This is a genomic window from Phyllobacterium pellucidum (genome assembly GCF_013327855.1).
Lineage (GTDB): Bacteria > Pseudomonadota > Alphaproteobacteria > Rhizobiales > Rhizobiaceae > Phyllobacterium > Phyllobacterium pellucidum.
Genome location: NZ_JABUMX010000002.1, coordinates 602,436 through 620,715 on the forward strand (window position 1 = coordinate 602,436; position 18,280 = coordinate 620,715).

The following is an 18,280-nucleotide window of genomic DNA, read 5'->3' on the forward strand; positions in this document are numbered from 1 at the left end:
CGCCGCTGCGGCATTTTCTTTTGGGTTTCCCCGATTGATCAAAAACTCTCTCTCAGCCACTGGCCGATACGCTGAAAACGCCCACCTGTACCTGTCATCAGCGATGATGAACCGGCCTTTACAGAACGCTCCTCGATGCCTGCTACCTGCGGATAGATCAAAAGACCGACCGCTGCGGAGAAGGCCGGACCCTTGGCTGCTTCGGGAAGCCCCGTAACGCCGAGAGGACGACCTATGCGCACATTGCGAGCCAGGATGCGGCGGGCGACTTCCGGCAGCCCTGCCAACTGACTGGCTCCACCTGTAAGTACGACGCGCTTGCCGACGATCTGCCCATAACCTGACTGATTGAGACGGTCGCGCGCAAGCTCCAGCGTCTCCTCGACGCGGGCGCGGATGATGCGCGTGAGCACGGCACGCGGATATTGATTGGGGACATCCCGAGCATCGTTGCCGAGCGGCGACACGCTGATGAGATCGCGATCGTCGGCCGCGCTCGGCAGGGCCGAACCATGCATGACCTTCAGCCTTTCGGCATCGTCCATATGCGCGGAGAGGCCGCGTGCGACGTCCATCGTCACGTGGTTGCCGCCGATGGCGATGGCATCGGCATGAATGAACTTGCCCTCGGAGAAGACGGAGATGGTGGTCGTGCCGCCGCCCATGTCGATGCAGGCGGCACCCATCTCGGCTTCGTCGTCGACCAGGGCAGAAAGGCCGCTGGCATAGGGTGTTGCGATCATCGCCTCGACCGAGAGATGGCAGCGATTGACACAAAGCTCGAGGTTGCGCAGCGGAGCGGCATCAGCCGTCAGCACATGCATATCGACACCGAGCGTATCGCCGATCATGCCGAGCGGATCGCGAATACCGCGCTCGCCATCGAGACCGTAGGCGACCGGCAGGGAGTGTACGAGATGCCGTTCGGTGGCAAGCGCCTGCTTGGCGCCGGCGGCAAGAACGCGGCGGATGTCGGCCTGGTCGACTTCATGACCACCAAGATTGATGCTGGCGGAGAACGTCTCGCTCTTGAGCCGGCCCGACGAAATATTGACGATCATCGAGTCGACCGTGAGGCCTGCCATGCGCTCCGCCGCATCGACGGCAAGGCGGATCGCCTGTTCGGCCGCATCGAGATTGACGATGACACCGGACTTGATGCCACGCGACTTCTGGTGACCGATGCCAAGCACTTCAATGCGATGGGTTCGGCCAGGCAGAAGCGCGCTTTCCTCGCGCGGACGCAACCGCGCAATAATGCAGCAGACCTTGCTCGATCCGATGTCGAGAACCGTCAAGGAGCGCGTCCGCTTGGCGGATGGCGCTCCATTCGAGGTGCTCTTTCCGTTCAGAATACTCATACACGCTTCTCCGAACGCTTTGGCGCCTTGTCCCGCGCCTTCAAATACTCAACACGCTGCATCATCGCGTCGGGCGTCAGCCGCACAACCACGCGGTCTGTCAAACGCATGTCCACCGAAGCGATGTCGCGCGACAGGATGCCGGACTTGTTGTCCATTTCGACGATGTCGGCGAGAGCCTGCTTGATCTGCCCCTCGGGCAGCATCACCGTCACGCCATTCTTCAGGAACAGGTCCCAGCGACGATCGCCAACGCGCGCATAGGCTTTTGCCTCAGCTGCGATCTGCGGGTACGCCGCCATCTGCGCAAACAGCAGCTTCGCCTGCTTTTCAGCACCGGCGCCGATAACCAGCGGCAGCGAGGCGCTGCGTCCGCCCGTATAGGGGACGATCACGCGGCCATCCGCATCGATCACCGAAAGCTCGGAGCCGTTTTGCCAGACCGCCAGCGCGGTGCGCTCGTGGATCGAGATCTGGATGGTGTTGGGATAGACCTTGAAAACATCGACGGATTCGACCCAGGGCAGCGTCGCAACCGCCTTTTGCGCATCCGCTGCGCTCAGTCCGACCAGCGAGGTCTCCCCGTCGAGCCCGAGCGCACCGAGGACATCGATCTCCGAGGTTTCGCTATTTCCAACCACCTTCACGTCTTCGATGGCAAAGCCGAAGGTCGAAGTCGTTACTTTCACGACCTCCGGGGCATGCCCGCCGAGGATCGCACCATAGGCGCCGGTCAAGGCAAAGAAGGCAACCGCGCCGATGGTGCCAACATGATTGGGGATCGTGAGCTCGCCCTCGACGAGGCGCGAGAAGACGCGGACCGGCTTGCGCAGGAATTTCGGCAGGACGACGCGGAAGCGGCCAAAACCCGCCGTGCGGTCCGAACCGACCGTCACTGCAGCGCGCGGATGCGCATTTTTAGCCTTCAACGCAAACACGATGCGTCCTCCACCATCCAACTCAACAATTCACCGAAGGTATGCCCCGCAGCTTTGGCGATATCCGGTACAAGGGATGTTGGCGTCATGCCGGGCTGGGTGTTCACTTCCAGCCAGATAAGCTCGCCATCTTCGGAAAAACGGTCGTCATAACGGAAGTCCGACCGGCTAATTCCTTTACATCCAATTGCCTGATGCGCCTTGAGTGCCAGTGTTTGTACTTTTTGGTAAATTTTTAGTGAAATTTTAGCCGGCACTACATGATTTGATCCGCCGGCAACGTATTTTGAATCATAATCGTAGAACTGGTGGCCAACGGGGATGATTTCGCACACGCCGATGGCGACATCGCCCATGACAGCGCAGGTCAATTCGCGGCCGTGAATGTAGCGCTCGACCATGACCGTATCGCCATATTTCCAGTCCGGCGATGTGATGACCTGCGGCGGATGCGATTGATCCTCCTTGACGATAACGACGCCAAAGCTCGAACCTTCGTTGACCGGCTTAACGACATAGGGTGGCTTCATCGGATGCGCCGACGTGAAGTCAAACCGGTTCATCACCTTCGCTTCCGCGACAGGCACGCCTGCCGCCCTGGCAACGATTTTCGCCTGCTGCTTGTCCATAGCAAGCGCCGAGGCCAACACGCCAGAATGGGTATAGGGAATTTCAAGAAATTCGAGGATGCCCTGGATCGTACCGTCCTCGCCGAAGGGGCCGTGAAGGGCATTGAAGGCGACGTCGGGCCGAAGATCGTTCAGGACGCTGGCGATGTTGCGGTCGACGTCGACGCGGGTGACGGAATAGCCTTCGGCCTCCAAAGCATCGGCGCAGGAATTGCCGGACGAAAGGCTCACCGGACGCTCCGATGAAAAGCCGCCCATCAGCACTGCAACATGCTTTTTCGCCATCAAGGCATCCCCTCGAATTTCCCCATCAACGCGAAAAAAGACATGAGTCCGGGCACGTCCGGCGGCCGGGACCGCAGACACCCAAGGCTGGCAAAAAAAGCAGCCGACTCAAATCAGTTAACGCTTGTCCCTAAAGAATCAGAGAGTTGATTCGCTGACAAGCCCTCAATGATTCAACAATGAAATTCGGCGTAAAAAAATGCGGGTACTCAGGCAGCGCGTGCGGCGGCTTCGATGGCTTCCGCCACCCACTCATTGAGGCTCTTGTTTTCAGATGCCGCGGCCAAAACGGCAGCCTCGTGGATTTCCGCAGGGAGCCTGACATTGAAACGTCCCGAGTACTCACGGAACGGGGCGATACCCTTTTCCGCGCACATATCGAGGTAGACCTTTAGCGACCGGCGGCCTTCCTCCATCAACCCTTCAACACTATCCGCATAGAAATCGGCCCCTCCGGACAGACCGAGAAACTCGCCCCGGATCATCTCGATATCCGGGTCGTAGGAAACGACTGCCTTGTGGCCTTCAATCTGGATAACGTTCTTCATGGCCTTATACCGTGGCTCTCCAACCATTTTCGAATGCTTGCAATGGCGCCCTTGTCGGTATCCGGTGAAGGATGCGGACGGTGGAATACCCTGATTTCACCGAACAAAAAGACGCCAAAACGCGACCCTTCGCGCTCCGTGATTTCAGCGCCCAAACCCAGCAATAGAGCCTCGACATCCGACCAGCGAATGGAGCCGCTGGCCGGCCGCGCAAATATTTGCTGCAGGGTCACGCGATGGCGACGCTTTAGATTTAGTACCATATTTAAGTACCGCTGAAAATTGATTTTTTGGCAAAGGATTGTAAAAGCTAATTAAAAAAACGTCGGTCCTACAACAACTGCCCCATGAATTCCTGCACATCCTGGCCGGTACGGAACCGGCCCAACCGCTTGATCTCCCAATGGAGACGGATGCCGGAATTCTTCAGGACATTGGCGCGGATCGTCTCGCCCAGGGTCTCGAGATCGTGTCCGCTCGCGGTGCCGGTGTTGATCATGAAATTGCAGTGCATGGGCGACATCTGGGCGCCGCCGATCATCAATCCGCGTCCGCCGGCCTTGTCTATTTCCTTCCAGGCCGATGAACCTTCCGGGTTCTTGAAGGTCGAGCCGCCGGTTTTTTCGCGTATCGGCTGGACGGTCTCGCGATGGTGCTGAACCGCGTCCATCGCCGCCTGAATCTCAGCCCTGTCGCCGGGCGTGCCTTCGAATAGCGCCGAGGTGAAGATCAGATCGCTCGCCGCACCCGAATGGCGGTAGGCGTAGCCCATGTCGGCATTGGAAAGCACATGAAGCTCGCCCTTGCGGTCGAGCGCACGCACCTCGACGACGCGTTCGCGCGTTTCGACGCCGTTCGCACCCGCATTCATGCGCAAGGCTCCACCGATACCGCCGGGGATGCCATGGTAGAAATGAAAGCCGGCAATTCCGGCTTCAAGCGCTGCGGCAGCAACGCGCTTGTCTGGCGTTGCTGCGCCTGCGCGCAATTGCACGTCACCGGCCCGCTCGACCTCGCCAAACCCTTTGGCGGAGAGGCGAACGACGAACCCAGGGATACCGCCATCGCGCACCAGAAGGTTGGAACCGATGCCGACCGTGAGGATAGGATACTCAGCAGGTACTGCTTTCAAGAATTCGGCAAGATCTTCTTCATCCGCTGGCTGGAACATGACCTCGGCCGGCCCCCCCGCGCGAAACCAGGTGACTTTCTCCATGCCCATATTGGGCGTCAAGCGGCCACGCAGCTTCGAAAATCGATCGCCCAGCTTCTTCAGCAGGGCCTCGCCGTCAACCAGTGAGTACATATTATCCTTCCAACGGTTCTAGCGCCGCACATCCCGCTGGCGGCGCAACCGCCAAATCTAGATCGCCGCCAGTTCCTTTGGCAAGGCATAGGCCCATTGCGTGATATTGCCGGCACCCAAAAAAATGACGAAATCGTCAGGCTTGGCAATCTGGGCAATCAGCGGCGCGATTTCCTGGGGCCCGCTGATATAGCGCGCGTCTCTGTGAGCGGCGGTGCGGATGCGCGAAACCAGAGCTTCGGAATTGACGCCCTCGATCGGATCCTCGCCCGCCGTATAGACCGGCGCCACGATAACCGTATCGGCATCGTTGAAGCAGGCGGCAAAGTCGTCAAAAAGGCTGGCGAGCCGGGTAAAGCGATGCGGCTGCATGATGGCGATGACCCTGCCCTTGGCGGAATCGCGCGCCGCCCGCAGCACGGCCTTTATCTCGACCGGGTGATGGCCGTAGTCGTCGAAAATCTCGACGCCCTGCCACGAGCCCGTATGGGTGAACCGACGCTTGACGCCGCCGAACGATGCGAGCCCCTTCTTGATGTCCTCGGCCGAAATGCCGAGCTCATTGGCGACGGCGATCGCAGCCGTGGCGTTCGACACATTGTGCCGGCCGGGCATTGGCAGATGCAGACCTTCGATCACCGTTGTATCGCCGGTCTTGCGCTTGGCGATCTGGACATCGAATGTAGAGCTTGCGCCATTGACGGCAAGATTGACGAAGCGCACATCGGCCTGCGGATTTTCACCATAGGTGATGACCCGGCGGTCCTCGATGCGCGAGACCAGGGACTGCACCTCCGGATGGTCGAGGCACATGACGCCGAAGCCATAGAACGGCACGTTCTCGACGAACTGGCGGAAAGCCTCCCGCACGCGGTCGAAGGTCCCGTAATGATCGAGATGCTCCGGATCGATATTGGTCACGACTGCAATGTCGGCGGGAAGCTTCAGAAACGTGCCGTCGCTTTCGTCCGCCTCGACGACCATCCAGTCGCCCTCACCCATGCGTGCATTCGTACCGTAGGCGTTAATGATGCCGCCATTGATCACAGTCGGATCGAGATTGCCGGCGTCGAGCAGCGTTGCAACCATCGAGGTGGTCGTGGTCTTGCCATGTGTGCCGCCAATGGCAACCGCCTGACGGAAACGCATCAATTCGGCGAGCATTTCAGCGCGGCGAACGACGGGCAGCAGCTTTTCGCGCGCCGCGACGAGTTCCGGGTTGGATTTTCGGATCGCCGTCGAGACGACCACCACTTCTGCGTCGCCGAGATTGTCGGCCGCGTGACCGACGAAGACCTCGATGCCTTTCTCGCGCAGACGCTGCACATTGGCGCTGTCGGACTGGTCCGATCCCTGCACCTTGTAGCCGAGATTATGCAGGACCTCGGCAATGCCGCTCATGCCGATACCGCCGATACCGATGAAATGAACGAGACCTATGTTGAGCGGCATCTTCATGGACGCACTCCTTTTTTGAATTTTTCGACGCTTTGGCCGGTTGCAATAGCCTCTGCGAGGTCTGCAAGCAACCTTGTCGCCTCCGGCTTGCCGGTGCTTCGGGCTTTCTCTGCGGTCATTGCCAGCCGGTCGGGCTCGTTCATGGCATTGGCAAGGATCGAGGCGATGCGTTCCGGCGAGAGTTCCGACTGCTTGATCACTTCCGCGCCGCCGGCCGCCGCGAGCGCCGCGGCATTGGCCGCCTGGTCATGGTCGAGCGCATGCGGAAACGGCACGAGTACCGCCGGCCGTCCAATGGCTGCGATCTCCGAAACCGTCGACGCCCCCGACCGCGAGAGGACGAAATGCGCCTCGGCGATGCGGTGGGGCATATCCTTGAAGAAGGGAGCGACCTCCGCCCTGATGCCGAGCGCATCGTAGGCGGCGCGAACCTTCGCTTCGTCTTCGGGGCGGGCTTGCTGCGTCACCACCAGACGCGCCCGGTTCTCGCGCGACAGCAGTTCGATCGCCGCGGGGACCGCCGCCGAGAAATATTGCGCGCCCTGACTGCCGCCAAAGACGAGGAAACGGAACGGCCCCGATACCTGCGCTGGCTCATAGGTTTTCCCGACCTCGGCCAGAACCTCGGGGCGCACGGGATTGCCCGTCAACACCGTCTTCTGCGCGAATGGGCCGCCATTGTCGGGCAGGAAGCCACCGGCAATTGCGGTCACGCGCGCCGCAAGCGCCTTGTTGGCGCGGCCCATGACCGCATTCTGCTCGTGAATGAGCGTCGGAATATGCAGCGATGTTGCCGCATAGAGCGGAGGCAGCGTCGGGTAGCCGCCAAAGCCGGCGACGAGCTTCGGCTTCATCGCCCGAAACAGCTTGCGTGAATCGAGATTGCCCTGCCACAGGGACCAGAAAGTCCTGGCGAGCGAAAAGGGATTGCGCCCACCAATGGTGGCCGAACGTACGACGTGAATTGCTTTTGCCGGAAATGCACCGGTAAACCGCTCCGCCCGGTCGTCCGTGGCAAGATGAACTTCCCAATCGCGGGCGATCAACTCATGCGCGAGCGCCTGAGCCGGGAAAAGATGACCGCCGGTTCCGCCGGCGGCAAGAAAGATAATCCCCTTTGCCATGACCCCTCAGCGTGCGCCGGCCATGGAAGGCATGTTCGCGCTGCCGAGCGTGGCCGACCGCCGCGCTTCAGGCCTGCGCCGCGTCAGAGCAAGCAGCAGCCCGGTGGATATGGCAACCGAGATAAGCGACGAGCCGCCATAGGAAATGAATGGCAGGGTCATGCCCTTGGCCGGCATCAGGTGGAGATTGACGGAGATATTGATAATCGACTGGAAGCCGAAGAGAATGACGAGACCCGACACTGCAAGGCGGGTAAAGTCATCCCGCTCCTTGAGTGCGATCGTCAGGCCGCGAATGACGATGAAGGCGAAGATCGCCACAATGAGCAGGCACAAGGCAATGCCGTACTCTTCAGCTGTCACCGAGAAGATGAAGTCCGTATGGCTGTCAGGGATGATGCGCTTGATCGTGCCTTCACCTGGTCCCTGCCCGAACCAGCCGCCGCGTATGATCGCCTCGCGGCCAGCATCGACCTGGAACGTGTCGCCTTCACCGGTCAAAAATCGGTCGATACGACCGGCGACGTGCGGAAACACCGTATAGGCGCCGAAGAACCCGACCATGCCGAGCACGCCGAGGCTGATGATCCAAAGCCACGGGACCCCTGCCATGAAGAACATGGCGCCCCAGGTGCCTGCCGTAAGGATCGTTTGTCCAAGATCGGGCTGCGCCACCAGAAGCGCGGCCACCACGCCGAAGAGCATCATGGAGAAGAGATTGCCGGGAATATCCTTGTGGCGCTCGTTCTCGGCGAAGAGCCAGGCACAGACGATGACGAACGCCGGCTTCATGAATTCCGACGGCTGGATCGAAACGCCGGCAAGCGAAACCCAGCGCCGCGCGCCCTTGACCTCGATGCCGAAGAACAGCGCCCCTACCATCGCGACGAGTGAAACGCCGAGCAAGATGATGGCGAAGCGGCGGATGGTGCGCGGCGCCATGAACGATACGGCGAACATCACGACAACTGCCGGCACCATGAACATCGACTGGTGCTTGACGAAGTAGAAGCTCTCAAGGCCGATGCGTTCGGCAACGGCGGGGCTTGCGGCAAAAGACAGAAGAATCCCGAGGCCCATCAGCGCCAGGCAGGCCGCCAGCAGAAATCGGTCTATTGTCCACCACCAGTCGGCGACGGGACCACGGTCAATACGACTAACCATCTATGCCTCCAACTGGTGATGCGCCCGCAAGCGCGAGAACGGCGGAGCGAAATGCCTCGCCGCGTTTTTCGAAGTTCTGAAACTGGTCGAAGCTGGCGCAGGCCGGCGAAAGCAGCACGACAGGTTCGCCGGAGCTGTCGCTTGCGGCATCGCGGGCCGCATGTTCGACGGCAGCTGCGATCGTGCCGGAAATCTCGAAGGGCGCTGCATCGCCGAGCGTCGCGGCAAATTGCGGAGCGGCTTCTCCAATAAGATAGGCCTTGGCAATGCGCGGAAAGAAGCCCGCTAGCGAGGCAATGCCGCCCTCCTTGGGCAGGCCGCCGGCGATCCAGTAGATGCGTGGAAACGACGACAGTGCCGGCGCCGCCGCGTCGGCATTGGTGGCCTTGGAATCGTTTACGAACAGGGTATTGCCGAGCTTGGCCACCTGCTCCATGCGGTGCGCAAGACCCGGGAAGGTGCGCAGGCCCGCATTGATCTCTTCTATCGACAGCCCGACTGAGAGGCAGGCAGCAAGCGCGGCAAGCGCATTCTGCGCATTGTGCTCGCCCCTGAGCGAACCGATGCCGGCAAGAGTGGCGACTACCGACGCATCGCCGTTCCTGGCGCGGACGAGATCGGAGCCCTTGGCGAAATAGCCGTTCTCGATGGGCATGCGCTTGGAGATGCGAATCACATGCTTGCCGGTCCGCTCCAGCCGCTGCGCTATCGCCGCGCAGTAGCTGTCATCGACACCGACAATCGCCGTTTCGCTTCCTGCCACCAGACGTTCCTTGATCTCGGCGTAGTGCTGCATCGTGCCGTGCCGGTCGAGGTGATCCGGGGTCAGATTGAGGAGTATGCCTGCCGTCGGATTGAGGGATGGCGCAAGGTCGATCTGGTAGGACGAGCATTCGACGACATAAAAGCGATTATCCGCCGGCGGCTCCAGCGTCATGACCGCCGTGCCGATGTTGCCGCCAAGTTGTACGTCCCGGCCCGAAGCCTTGATGATATGGGCGATGAGGGCAGTTGTCGTCGACTTGCCGTTGGTGCCGGTGATGGCGATAAACGGGCTTTTCTTGCCGGCGCGATTGCGCTCGCGCACGAAAAGCTCGACGTCGCCGATGATCTCAACGCCGGCTGCTTTCGCAAGATCGACGCTCCAGTGCGGGCGCGGATGTGTCAGCGGTACGCCGGGCGACAGGACGAAGGAGGAAAACTGCTTCCAGTCGACGTTCCGAAGATCGCCGGTTTCGATGCCGGCGCCTTGCGCCTTCCTGACGCTTTCCGGGTTGTCGTCCCATGCAACAATTTTGGCTCCGCCCGCAGCGATCGCCTGCGCGGTCGCAATGCCCGATCCACCGAGCCCGAAGAGCGCGATGGTCTTGTCCTTCATGGAATGGGCGGGGATCATGCGGCCTACCGGAGCTTGAGCGTCGAAAGGCCGATCAGCGCGAGAATGACGGCGATGATCCAGAAGCGGATCACGACCTGGCTCTCGGTCCAGCCCTTCTTTTCGAAATGATGGTGGATCGGCGCCATCAAGAAAACGCGCTTGCCGGTCATCTTGAACGACGCCACCTGGATGATCACGGACATGGCTTCCATGACGAAGACGCCGCCGATGATGGCAAGAACGATCTCGTGCTTGGTTGCGACGGCAACAGCCCCGATGAGACCGCCAAGCGCCAGCGAGCCGGTGTCGCCCATGAAGATGGCGGCGGGGGGCGCGTTGAACCAGAGGAACCCAAGGCCCGCGCCGATGACGGAGCCAAGGACGACGGCGAGCTCGCCGGTGCCGGGCACGAAGTGAATTTGCAGATAGTCGGCGAAAATCGCGTTACCGGAAAGGTACGCAATGACGCCGAACGAAGCTGCTGCGATCATCACCGGGACGGTTGCAAGACCATCGAGACCATCGGTAAAGTTGACCGCGTTGCCCGCGCCGACCATCACAAAGGCAGCAAACGGGATGAAGAAGATGCCGAGATTGATGATGAACTGCTTGGCAAAGGGGAAGGTCAGCGACGACGAAAAAGGTTCCTGTCCCGCCCACATGATACCGAGACCGGCGAGGCCCGCGATCAGGAACTCGATGCCGAGACGCCCACGGGCCGAAAACCCCTTGAACGATTGTTTGCTGACCTTGAGGTAATCGTCGTAAAAGCCGATGGCGCCGAAGCACAGCGCGACGAGCAAAACAATCCACACATAGACATTCGACCAGTTGGCCCAGAGCAGCGACGACAGGAGAATCCCGGTCATGATCATGAGGCCGCCCATGGTTGGCGTGCCGGCCTTCTTGAAGTGCGTCTGCGGGCCGTCGGCGCGGATCGGCTGGCCGCGGCCCTGCCTGATGCGCAGCGAGTCGATGATGCGGGGTCCGAACAGAAAAACGATGAGCGCCGAGGTAATCAGCGCACCGCCGGTCCGAAACGTAATATAGCGGAACACGTTCAGCGCCTGGATATGTTCCGCCAGACCGGCGAGATAATAAAGCATGTGGCTAGAGCCCTTTCCCCATCCCCGCAGCTTACTCGGCTGGACCGGCAGGCTCGATGGAATTGTATTTCTGCAAGAGCGTTTTCACGATCTGGGAGAATCCAGTCCCCTTGGATGACTTGATCATGATCACGTCACCAGCCCGGATCGTCTTCAGCAATTGCGGTTGCAGTTCCTCTACGCTCTGCCTGTATTCGGCATGAAATTCAACCGGCATGGCCGCCTTGAGCGCCGCCATTTCAGGACCGCCGAGAAAAACCATGTTGATATGGTTGTCGGCAATCACTGAAGCGAGTTCCGCATGAAGTTTCGGCGCCTGCTTGCCGAGTTCGAGCATGTCGCCGAGCACCGCGATGCGCCGCCCGCGTCCGGTCGGCGTTGCCGCCGCAAGCAGTTCTATCGCGGCGCGCATGGAGGCCGGGTTGGCATTGTAGCTCTCGTCGATCAGCGTGAACGTACCCTTTGCCACTTCCAGCGTATGGCGCGCGCCGCGCCCGCTTTCCGGGCGCAGCGAGGCAAGAGCAAGCGTCGCCTTGGCCATGTCTGCACCGGCCAGATGCGCCGCGCCGAGGACGCCAAGAACGTTCTGCACAATATGTCGGCCGGGCGCTCCGATCTTGACCACGGCTTCTTCGCCGGCGAGCCGCGCTGTCATGCAGGAACAATCGCCAAGGAGTTTCAATTTGATCAGTCTGTAATCTGCCCGGGCGTTCTCACCAAAGGTCTTGATGTGCTCGACACCCGCATCCTTCGCCATTTTCTCGAGCGGTTTGAAATGCTTGTCGTCACGGTTGAGAAGGGCGTAGCCGCCGGGAACGACGCCTTCGAAAATCTCCGCCTTGGCGGCGGCGATTTCCTGAAGATTCTTGAAATGACCGAGGTGCGCCGCCGCAATGAGCGTGATCAGCGCGACGTGGGGGCGCACCATCTTGACCAGCGGGCGGATTTCGTCGGGATGGTTCATGCCGATCTCGAACACACCGTAATCGGTATCGGCCGGCATGCGGGCAAGCGTCAGCGGTACACCCCAGTGGTTGTTGAAGGACGCCGCCGAGGCATGAACCTTCCCGCTGGTGGCAAGCACATGCCGCAGCGCTTCCTTGGTCGTAGTCTTTCCAACCGAACCGGTCACCGCGATAATCTGCGCATTAGAGCGCGCGCGTGAAGCAATGCCGAGCCGGGTCATGGCCGCGAGCACGTCATCGACGACGATCATTGGCGCCTTCAATTTGCCGAGCGCCGGCAGTTTCGCTTCCGCAACGACAAGCAGCGCCGCGCCCGCAGCGACCGCTGCGGTGGCGAAATCGTGTCCGTCGAGCGCGTCACCCTTGATGGCGAAGAATGCCTCGCCCTGCTTCAGGCTACGGGTATCGATGGAAATGCCGGTGATGCCCTCTGGCAACTTGCCGACGGGCCGCCCGTTCATCGCTTCGGTCATGGCATCGGAGGTCCAGAGCAGGCTCATGCGCCGCTCTCCCGTGCCAGACGGTCTTTCAGCGCCGAGCCGACTTCTGCATGATCGGAGAACGGCAGAACGACATCGCCGACTGTCTGGCCTTCTTCATGGCCCTTGCCGGCCACGATCAGCGTGTCGCCGGATTTCATCATCGAAACCGCATGGCGGATCGCTTCGCGGCGGTCGGGGATTTCTATGGCGCCCGGCGCTGCCGCAAGGATTTCGGCGCGAATGGTGGCGGGCACTTCTGAACGCGGATTGTCGTCGGTGACGATGACCACGTCGGCGAGGCGCGTCGCGATCTCGCCCATCATCGGGCGCTTGCCTTTGTCGCGGTCGCCGCCGCAGCCAAAGACGACGATGACGCGGCCGGTCGTGAACGGACGCACCGACGCGAGGACGTTTTCCAACGCGTCGGGCTTGTGGGCGTAATCGACATAGGCGGGCGCACCCTCCTCTGTCGCACCGACGAGGTCGAGCCGCCCCGGCGCGCCCTTTAGGCGCTCGAGGCCGCGCACGGCCGCTGCGGGCGGAACGCCGGTGGCAATAGCAAGGCCCGCCGCGACAAGGCCGTTCGCCACCTGGAAGTCGCCGGCGAGCGGCAGGGTAATCTCGAAGATTTCCCCGGCGATGTGCATCTCGACGTGTTGGCGGAAGCGCTCGTGCTCGACGCGTTTCAAGGTGATGAAATCGCCTTTGCGGCCGACGGTGAGCACCTTGCAGCCAGCGTCAGTCGCAGCAGCGATCGTCGGCTTGGAAAAGGCGTCATCGGCAAAAATGACCGCCGGCGCACCCTTCGGCAGCAGTTCCGTGAAGAGCCGCAGCTTGGCGGCGTGATATTCCTCGACCGTCGCATGGTAGTCCATGTGGTCGCGGCCGAGATTGGTGAAGGCGCCGGCCGAGAGACGCACGCCGTCGAGGCGGCGCTGGTCGAGACCATGCGAGGATGCCTCCATGGCGGCATGGGTAACGCCCTCATCGACGAGCTCGCTGAGCAGCTTGTGGAGTTCGACCGGGTCGGGCGTCGTCAGCGAACCATAATCGTCGCGCTTGGGCGATACGACACCGGTGGTGCCGATGCTGGCGGAGGCAAAGCCCGCCTGCGCCCAGATCTGGCGGGTGAAGGATGCGACCGACGTTTTGCCGCTCGTGCCGGTGATCGCCACCATCACATCCGGTTGAAGCTTGTAAAAGCTTGCCGCAGCAAGCGCGAGGGTGCGGCGTGGATCGTCGACATAAACGATCGGAACGGCAATCTTGCCAAGCTTCGCACCCTTGGAGGTAACAATGATCGCGGCCCCGCGAGACGCCGCGTCCGCCGCGTAGGTGGCGCCATCGGCTTTGGAGCCTTTCAGCGCGGCAAACAGGAAACCGCGTTCCACTTTGCGCGAATCCGACGTCAATCCCGTTATCGTCTTATCGCCGAGTTCGGAGATAGCGATTTCAGGAATTCCGTTCAGATCTTTAAGTTGCATGGCCGCAGTGGAACCCATTTTCAAAAACTTTTCATCTCATAAGGTCAAGAATCATCGATTCTGCTCGCAAAACGCATCGTTTTGAGTCGTTTCTGGGGCATTCGCGAGCGAAGCTGTGGCTATTCATCGAACGACACCATCGTTGGCGCTGCCATGTTCTCTTCCTTGAAATCCGGCTTGACGCCGAGGAACGATGCCGAACGGCGAATAATGTCCGCAACCATCGGCGCCGCGTTCAAGCCGGCAGTTGCCGCAACCTTGCCCTCTTCGGGCTTCGGCTCGTCGATGATGGTCAACACCACATATTCGGGCTTGTCGATCGGGAACGCGGCCACAAACGCATTGAACCTGACATCGCTCGAATAGCGGCCGTTGACGACTTTTTCCGCCGTTCCGGTTTTGCCGCCGACGCGATAGCCCGGAACATTCGCCCGCGCGCCTGAACCGCCGGAGCCCTTCTCGCTGTTCAGGCGATAGAGATAGCGCATGTCCTCGCTCGTCTTCTCGCTGACGACCTGCTTGGCAACCTTGGTGGCTTCCTCCTCCGTGCGCGGCAGGAATGTCGGCTCTATCAGTTTGCCGCCGTTCATCAGGGCTGCGGCGCCAACGGCTGTCTGCAGCGGGGTTGTCGCCATGCCGTGACCGAACGCGATGGTGATCGAGTGAACCTTCTTCCAGACTTTCGGTTCCATCGGGCGCGCTACTTCGGGCAACTCCGTCTGCATGCGGTCGAGCAGACCGAGACGATGCAGAAACGCCCTGTGCCCCTCGATGCCGACGACGTCGGCTTCCTTTGCCGAACCGATGTTCGACGAATAAATGAAGACTTCAGGCAAGGTCAGCACGCGATGCTTGCCGTGAAAGTCGCGAATGGTCTGGTGGCCGATCGTGATCGGACGGCTGGCGTCGAAGGTGCTGTTGATATTGACCTTGCCGGAATCGAGCGCCATCGCGGTCGTGAAGCTCTTGATCGTCGAGCCCATTTCGAAGGTGCCGGCGGACATGCGGTTGAGCCTGTCCTTGTCGAGCGCGTTGAACGGGTTGTTCGGATCGAAATCCGGAGCAGAGGCCATCGCCAGGACTTCGCCCGTATGAACATTAAGGACAACCGCGCCCGCGGCAATGGCGCGGTAGCGTTGCATCGCATTGACGACGACATCGCGGACGACGTGCTGGACGCGAAGATCGATCGACAGCTTCACCGGCTCGAGCGAACGGCTGTCCGCAAGCCCGACATCGCGCAGGTCCGAAAGACCCTGCTCGTCGATGTATTTCTCCATACCGGCAATGCCCTGATTGTCGATATTGACGAGGCCGAGAATATGCGAAGCGGTCGGCCCCCCCGGGTAGAAGCGTGATTTCTCGGTCCTGAAGCCAATGCCGGGGATGCCGAGCGCCATGATCTGGCTCTTCTGCTGGGGCGTCAAACCGCGCTTCAGCCAGGCGAAGCCCGCATTGCTCTTCAGGCGATTATAGGTCTGCTCGAAGTTCAAATCCGGCAGCACGGTCGATAGAAGTTCGATCGCCTCGTCGGGATCGATGATCTTGCGCGGCTCGGCGTAGAGGGACGCGGTCTTGATGTCGGTCGCCAGTACCTCGCCATTGCGATCGAGAATATCGGGACGCGAGGCCAGCACGGCGCCAGTCGGTCCATTATAACCGGTCGTATCTTCCTGCATGCCGTAATAGATCAGGCGGCCGCTGATAATGCCGTATATTCCCATGAAGCCGGCAATGGCCATGACAACGCGATTGCGCGCACGGTTGCCGGATTTCTTCTTTTTCGCGTCAAGCGCGAAGGCCGGCGAAGCGCCCGTTTCGAGAAGGTTCTTTTTCCGTTTGATCCACAGCGCTGCCATCATCAATGCCCCTTCGGCTTTGCGCCTGGAACGGCTGCGCTGCTTTTCTTGACGCTGCCGGTCAGCGTCGCGTCCGTCTTTATCGTATTGCCCGCATTCGCCTCGGTGATGATGTTGGCGACATCATCAAGCCCGTCCGATGCCGGCTTTGGCTGCGGCAGTTCGTCGATGTTGACGATCTGCTGCGCTTCCATCTGCTGCAGGTCGAGCTGGCCCTGGAACGTCTCCACCAGCTTCTGCAGGCGATTGGGCTGGGTGAGCAGGCTCCAGTCGGCCTTGAGCAGGTCGATCGTATCGCGCTCATCGGCAATCATGCGTTCGAGCTTGCTGACCTGCGCCATCTGCTTTTCCGCATCGTGCTTTATCTTGTAGGTCACGGCGGCCGCCGCGATCATCAGTCCTATCAATATGATATCGAAGGTGCGCAGCACGGATCAGTTCCTCGCCTTATCTTGGAATGGGGGCAGGTTGGGCAGGCCGTAAATGGAATGGTCCTCGGCAAGCGGTGGATTGGTTGTGCGGACTCCGCCACGCAGCTTTGCGGACCGGGCGCGCGGATTGCGCTCGGCCTCGGCCTCACTCGGCGCAACAATGCCCTTGCCGATCGGCGTGAAGCTTGCCAGCCGCTGTTCGACCTGCGGCAGATGCCTCGATCCGCCGCCGCTTGCCGAACGATCGGCGAAGAATCGCTTGACTATACGGTCTTCCAGCGAATGAAACGTGACAACGACAAGACGCCCGCCCGGCTTCAGCACTCTTTCGGCCGCGTGGAGCGCGCGCACGAGCTCGCCCAGCTCGTCATTGAGGAAGATGCGCAGCGCCTGGAACACGCGCGTCGCCGGATGGATCGGCACCTTCGGATTGCGCCCGACCAGCGCTTCGATCGCGTTGGCGAGATCGCGTGTGCGGATGAACGGCTCGCTCGCGCGGCGCTTTTCGATCATGCGCGCAATACGTCCGGCATGGCGCTCCTCGCCGAGGAAATTGAAGATGCGCGCAAGGTCGCCCGCTTTCAGGCGATTGACGACATCGGCGGCGCTTGGTCCGGAACTTGACATGCGCATGTCGAGCGGCCCGTCCTTTTGGAAGGAAAAACCGCGCTCCGCTTCGTCGATCTGCATGGAGGAGACGCCGATATCGAGAACGACACCATCGGGCGCGCCGCCCAGCAAGGCAACCTGATCGAGCGTCGAGAACGTGCCCTGGACAAGCGTGAGACGCCCGGCAAATTCCTTCTCCATGGCGCGGCCTACCTCGATCGCGGAGGGATCGCGATCGATTGCCGTAACCGACGCGCCTGTTTCGAGAATGCGGCGCGTATAGCCGCCCGCGCCGAACGTGCCGTCGATGATCAATTCGCCGGTCTGCGGCTGCAACGCCGTGATGACTTCCTCGAGCAGGACGGGAATGTGCCGGTCGTCGGATGCCGTCATCGACTGCCCCCGTTCAGCGTCTCGAGTTGACGCTTTTCCGCGAGGCGTTCCCGCACCGTTGTCCGATGCGCTTCGAAACGATCCGGATGCCACATCTGAAAGTGGGTGTTGGCGCCCGCAAAGGTCACATCCGACGAGACGCCCGTATGCTCCCGGATGAAATCCGTGATCGTAATCCGCCCCTCCCCGTCGAGCTTCAGAAAGCCGCCGTCGGCGTGCAGGTAAAAGGACATGTCGTCCGCCGTCTCCGCGAAAGGATCCTCGTTCTCCAAACGCTTGTCGAACCGGCTCAGGAGCTCCGGCCCGCCCACATCGAGGGCAGGCAGATGCAGAGAACGCAGCGCATAGAGCTCTGCGTGACCGGCCTTCTGGATAATCGAACGGAAGTGCGCCGGCACCGAGACCCGCCCCTTGGCGTCGATCCTGTTCGTTATATTTCCGAGGAACCGGTTCAAGACGTAACACCGCCGTTTCCGCCCCGTCCGCATTTCTCGGGGTGCCAATGGTTGTAACTTCCGATGGTTCGGACAAGGCATCGGCATGGTCAGCCCATGGCCAGCCCTGGCATGCGTGTTCGTAATGCGGGGGACACCGTGTCGAATGAACGCTACTGATGAAATCAATCGGTATCATGGGGCACTATGGGCGTCAATGGGACCAGCGGACACGGATAGGGAATGAGCCGTCAATTCGGCGCACTACCGGCGATTCTGAAATTTATCGCTCATTAAGCTTAATGAAGCGTTAGGAAAGGCCACAT

General features: G+C 60.8%; 17 protein-coding genes. All 17 read right to left on the reverse strand.

Translation table 11 applies throughout. From position 1 onward, the window contains the following. Window positions 1-38 precede the first annotated feature (38 nt). The 17 genes from ftsA to mraZ all read right to left on the reverse strand — a co-directional run bounded on the left by ftsA (window position 39) and on the right by mraZ (window position 17,975). A complete protein-coding gene (gene ftsA, locus HQ945_RS10935; RefSeq protein ID WP_027231896.1) occupies window positions 39-1,361 on the reverse strand; it encodes a cell division protein FtsA in 1,323 nt (440 codons plus the stop codon). Continuing rightward, window positions 1,358-2,299 (reverse strand): cell division protein FtsQ/DivIB, encoded by a 942-nt coding sequence (locus tag HQ945_RS10940; RefSeq protein ID WP_091945040.1) that lies wholly within the window; start codon window positions 2,297-2,299, stop codon window positions 1,358-1,360. Before HQ945_RS10940 ends, ftsA begins: the two co-directional genes overlap by 4 nt. Further along, window positions 2,287-3,213 (reverse strand): D-alanine--D-alanine ligase, encoded by a 927-nt coding sequence (locus HQ945_RS10945; protein WP_027231898.1) that lies wholly within the window; start codon window positions 3,211-3,213, stop codon window positions 2,287-2,289. The genes HQ945_RS10940 and HQ945_RS10945 overlap by 13 nt, the downstream gene beginning before the upstream one ends. Before the next feature lie 209 nt (window positions 3,214-3,422). Continuing rightward, a complete protein-coding gene (locus HQ945_RS10950) occupies window positions 3,423-3,761 on the reverse strand; it encodes a type II toxin-antitoxin system HicB family antitoxin (RefSeq protein WP_027231899.1) in 339 nt (112 codons plus the stop codon). Further along, window positions 3,758-4,024: a type II toxin-antitoxin system HicA family toxin gene (locus tag HQ945_RS10955; protein WP_113282212.1), complete on the reverse strand. Its 267-nt coding sequence runs from the start codon at window positions 4,022-4,024 to the stop codon at window positions 3,758-3,760. Before HQ945_RS10955 ends, HQ945_RS10950 begins: the two co-directional genes overlap by 4 nt. Window positions 4,025-4,092: 68 nt before the next feature. After that, the gene (gene murB / locus HQ945_RS10960) at window positions 4,093-5,067 is read right to left on the reverse strand and encodes a UDP-N-acetylmuramate dehydrogenase (protein WP_091945028.1); all 975 of its coding nucleotides are present in this window, start codon (window positions 5,065-5,067) and stop codon (window positions 4,093-4,095) included. 57 nt (window positions 5,068-5,124) lie between these two features. Further along, window positions 5,125-6,525: a UDP-N-acetylmuramate--L-alanine ligase gene (gene murC, locus HQ945_RS10965; RefSeq protein WP_091922292.1), complete on the reverse strand. Its 1,401-nt coding sequence runs from the start codon at window positions 6,523-6,525 to the stop codon at window positions 5,125-5,127. Continuing rightward, on the reverse strand, window positions 6,522-7,649 hold the full coding sequence (gene murG / locus HQ945_RS10970; RefSeq protein ID WP_174208076.1) for an undecaprenyldiphospho-muramoylpentapeptide beta-N-acetylglucosaminyltransferase: 1,128 nt from the start codon (window positions 7,647-7,649) through the stop codon (window positions 6,522-6,524). Before murG ends, murC begins: the two co-directional genes overlap by 4 nt. A 6-nt stretch (window positions 7,650-7,655) precedes the next feature. Then, complete coding sequence (ftsW, locus tag HQ945_RS10975) at window positions 7,656-8,813, reverse strand: putative lipid II flippase FtsW (protein ID WP_027231904.1); 1,158 nt, start codon at window positions 8,811-8,813, stop codon at window positions 7,656-7,658. Continuing rightward, window positions 8,806-10,209: a UDP-N-acetylmuramoyl-L-alanine--D-glutamate ligase gene (murD, locus tag HQ945_RS10980; protein WP_174208077.1), complete on the reverse strand. Its 1,404-nt coding sequence runs from the start codon at window positions 10,207-10,209 to the stop codon at window positions 8,806-8,808. Before murD ends, ftsW begins: the two co-directional genes overlap by 8 nt. 5 nt (window positions 10,210-10,214) lie before the next feature. Then, window positions 10,215-11,297 (reverse strand): phospho-N-acetylmuramoyl-pentapeptide-transferase, encoded by a 1,083-nt coding sequence (gene mraY / locus HQ945_RS10985; RefSeq protein ID WP_027231906.1) that lies wholly within the window; start codon window positions 11,295-11,297, stop codon window positions 10,215-10,217. Window positions 11,298-11,328: 31 nt separating this feature from the next. Further along, window positions 11,329-12,762 carry a UDP-N-acetylmuramoylalanyl-D-glutamyl-2,6-diaminopimelate--D-alanyl-D-alanine ligase gene (locus HQ945_RS10990; protein WP_174208078.1) on the reverse strand — a complete coding sequence of 478 codons (1,434 nt, stop codon included), beginning with the start codon at window positions 12,760-12,762 and terminating at the stop codon, window positions 11,329-11,331. Then, window positions 12,759-14,228 carry a UDP-N-acetylmuramoyl-L-alanyl-D-glutamate--2,6-diaminopimelate ligase gene (locus tag HQ945_RS10995; protein WP_174208079.1) on the reverse strand — a complete coding sequence of 490 codons (1,470 nt, stop codon included), beginning with the start codon at window positions 14,226-14,228 and terminating at the stop codon, window positions 12,759-12,761. The genes HQ945_RS10990 and HQ945_RS10995 overlap by 4 nt, the downstream gene beginning before the upstream one ends. Before the next feature lie 119 nt (window positions 14,229-14,347). Further along, complete coding sequence (locus tag HQ945_RS11000; RefSeq protein WP_027231909.1) at window positions 14,348-16,087, reverse strand: peptidoglycan D,D-transpeptidase FtsI family protein; 1,740 nt, start codon at window positions 16,085-16,087, stop codon at window positions 14,348-14,350. Window positions 16,088-16,089: 2 nt separating this feature from the next. After that, window positions 16,090-16,518: a cell division protein FtsL gene (gene ftsL, locus HQ945_RS11005; protein WP_027231910.1), complete on the reverse strand. Its 429-nt coding sequence runs from the start codon at window positions 16,516-16,518 to the stop codon at window positions 16,090-16,092. 3 nt (window positions 16,519-16,521) lie between these two features. Next, window positions 16,522-17,520, reverse strand: coding sequence for a 16S rRNA (cytosine(1402)-N(4))-methyltransferase RsmH (gene rsmH, locus HQ945_RS11010; protein WP_174208080.1), 999 nt, complete (start codon window positions 17,518-17,520; stop codon window positions 16,522-16,524). Further along, entirely contained in the window at window positions 17,517-17,975 is a 459-nt protein-coding gene (gene mraZ, locus HQ945_RS11015; protein ID WP_174208081.1) for a division/cell wall cluster transcriptional repressor MraZ, read from the reverse strand. Before mraZ ends, rsmH begins: the two co-directional genes overlap by 4 nt. Window positions 17,976-18,280: the final 305 nt, after the last annotated feature.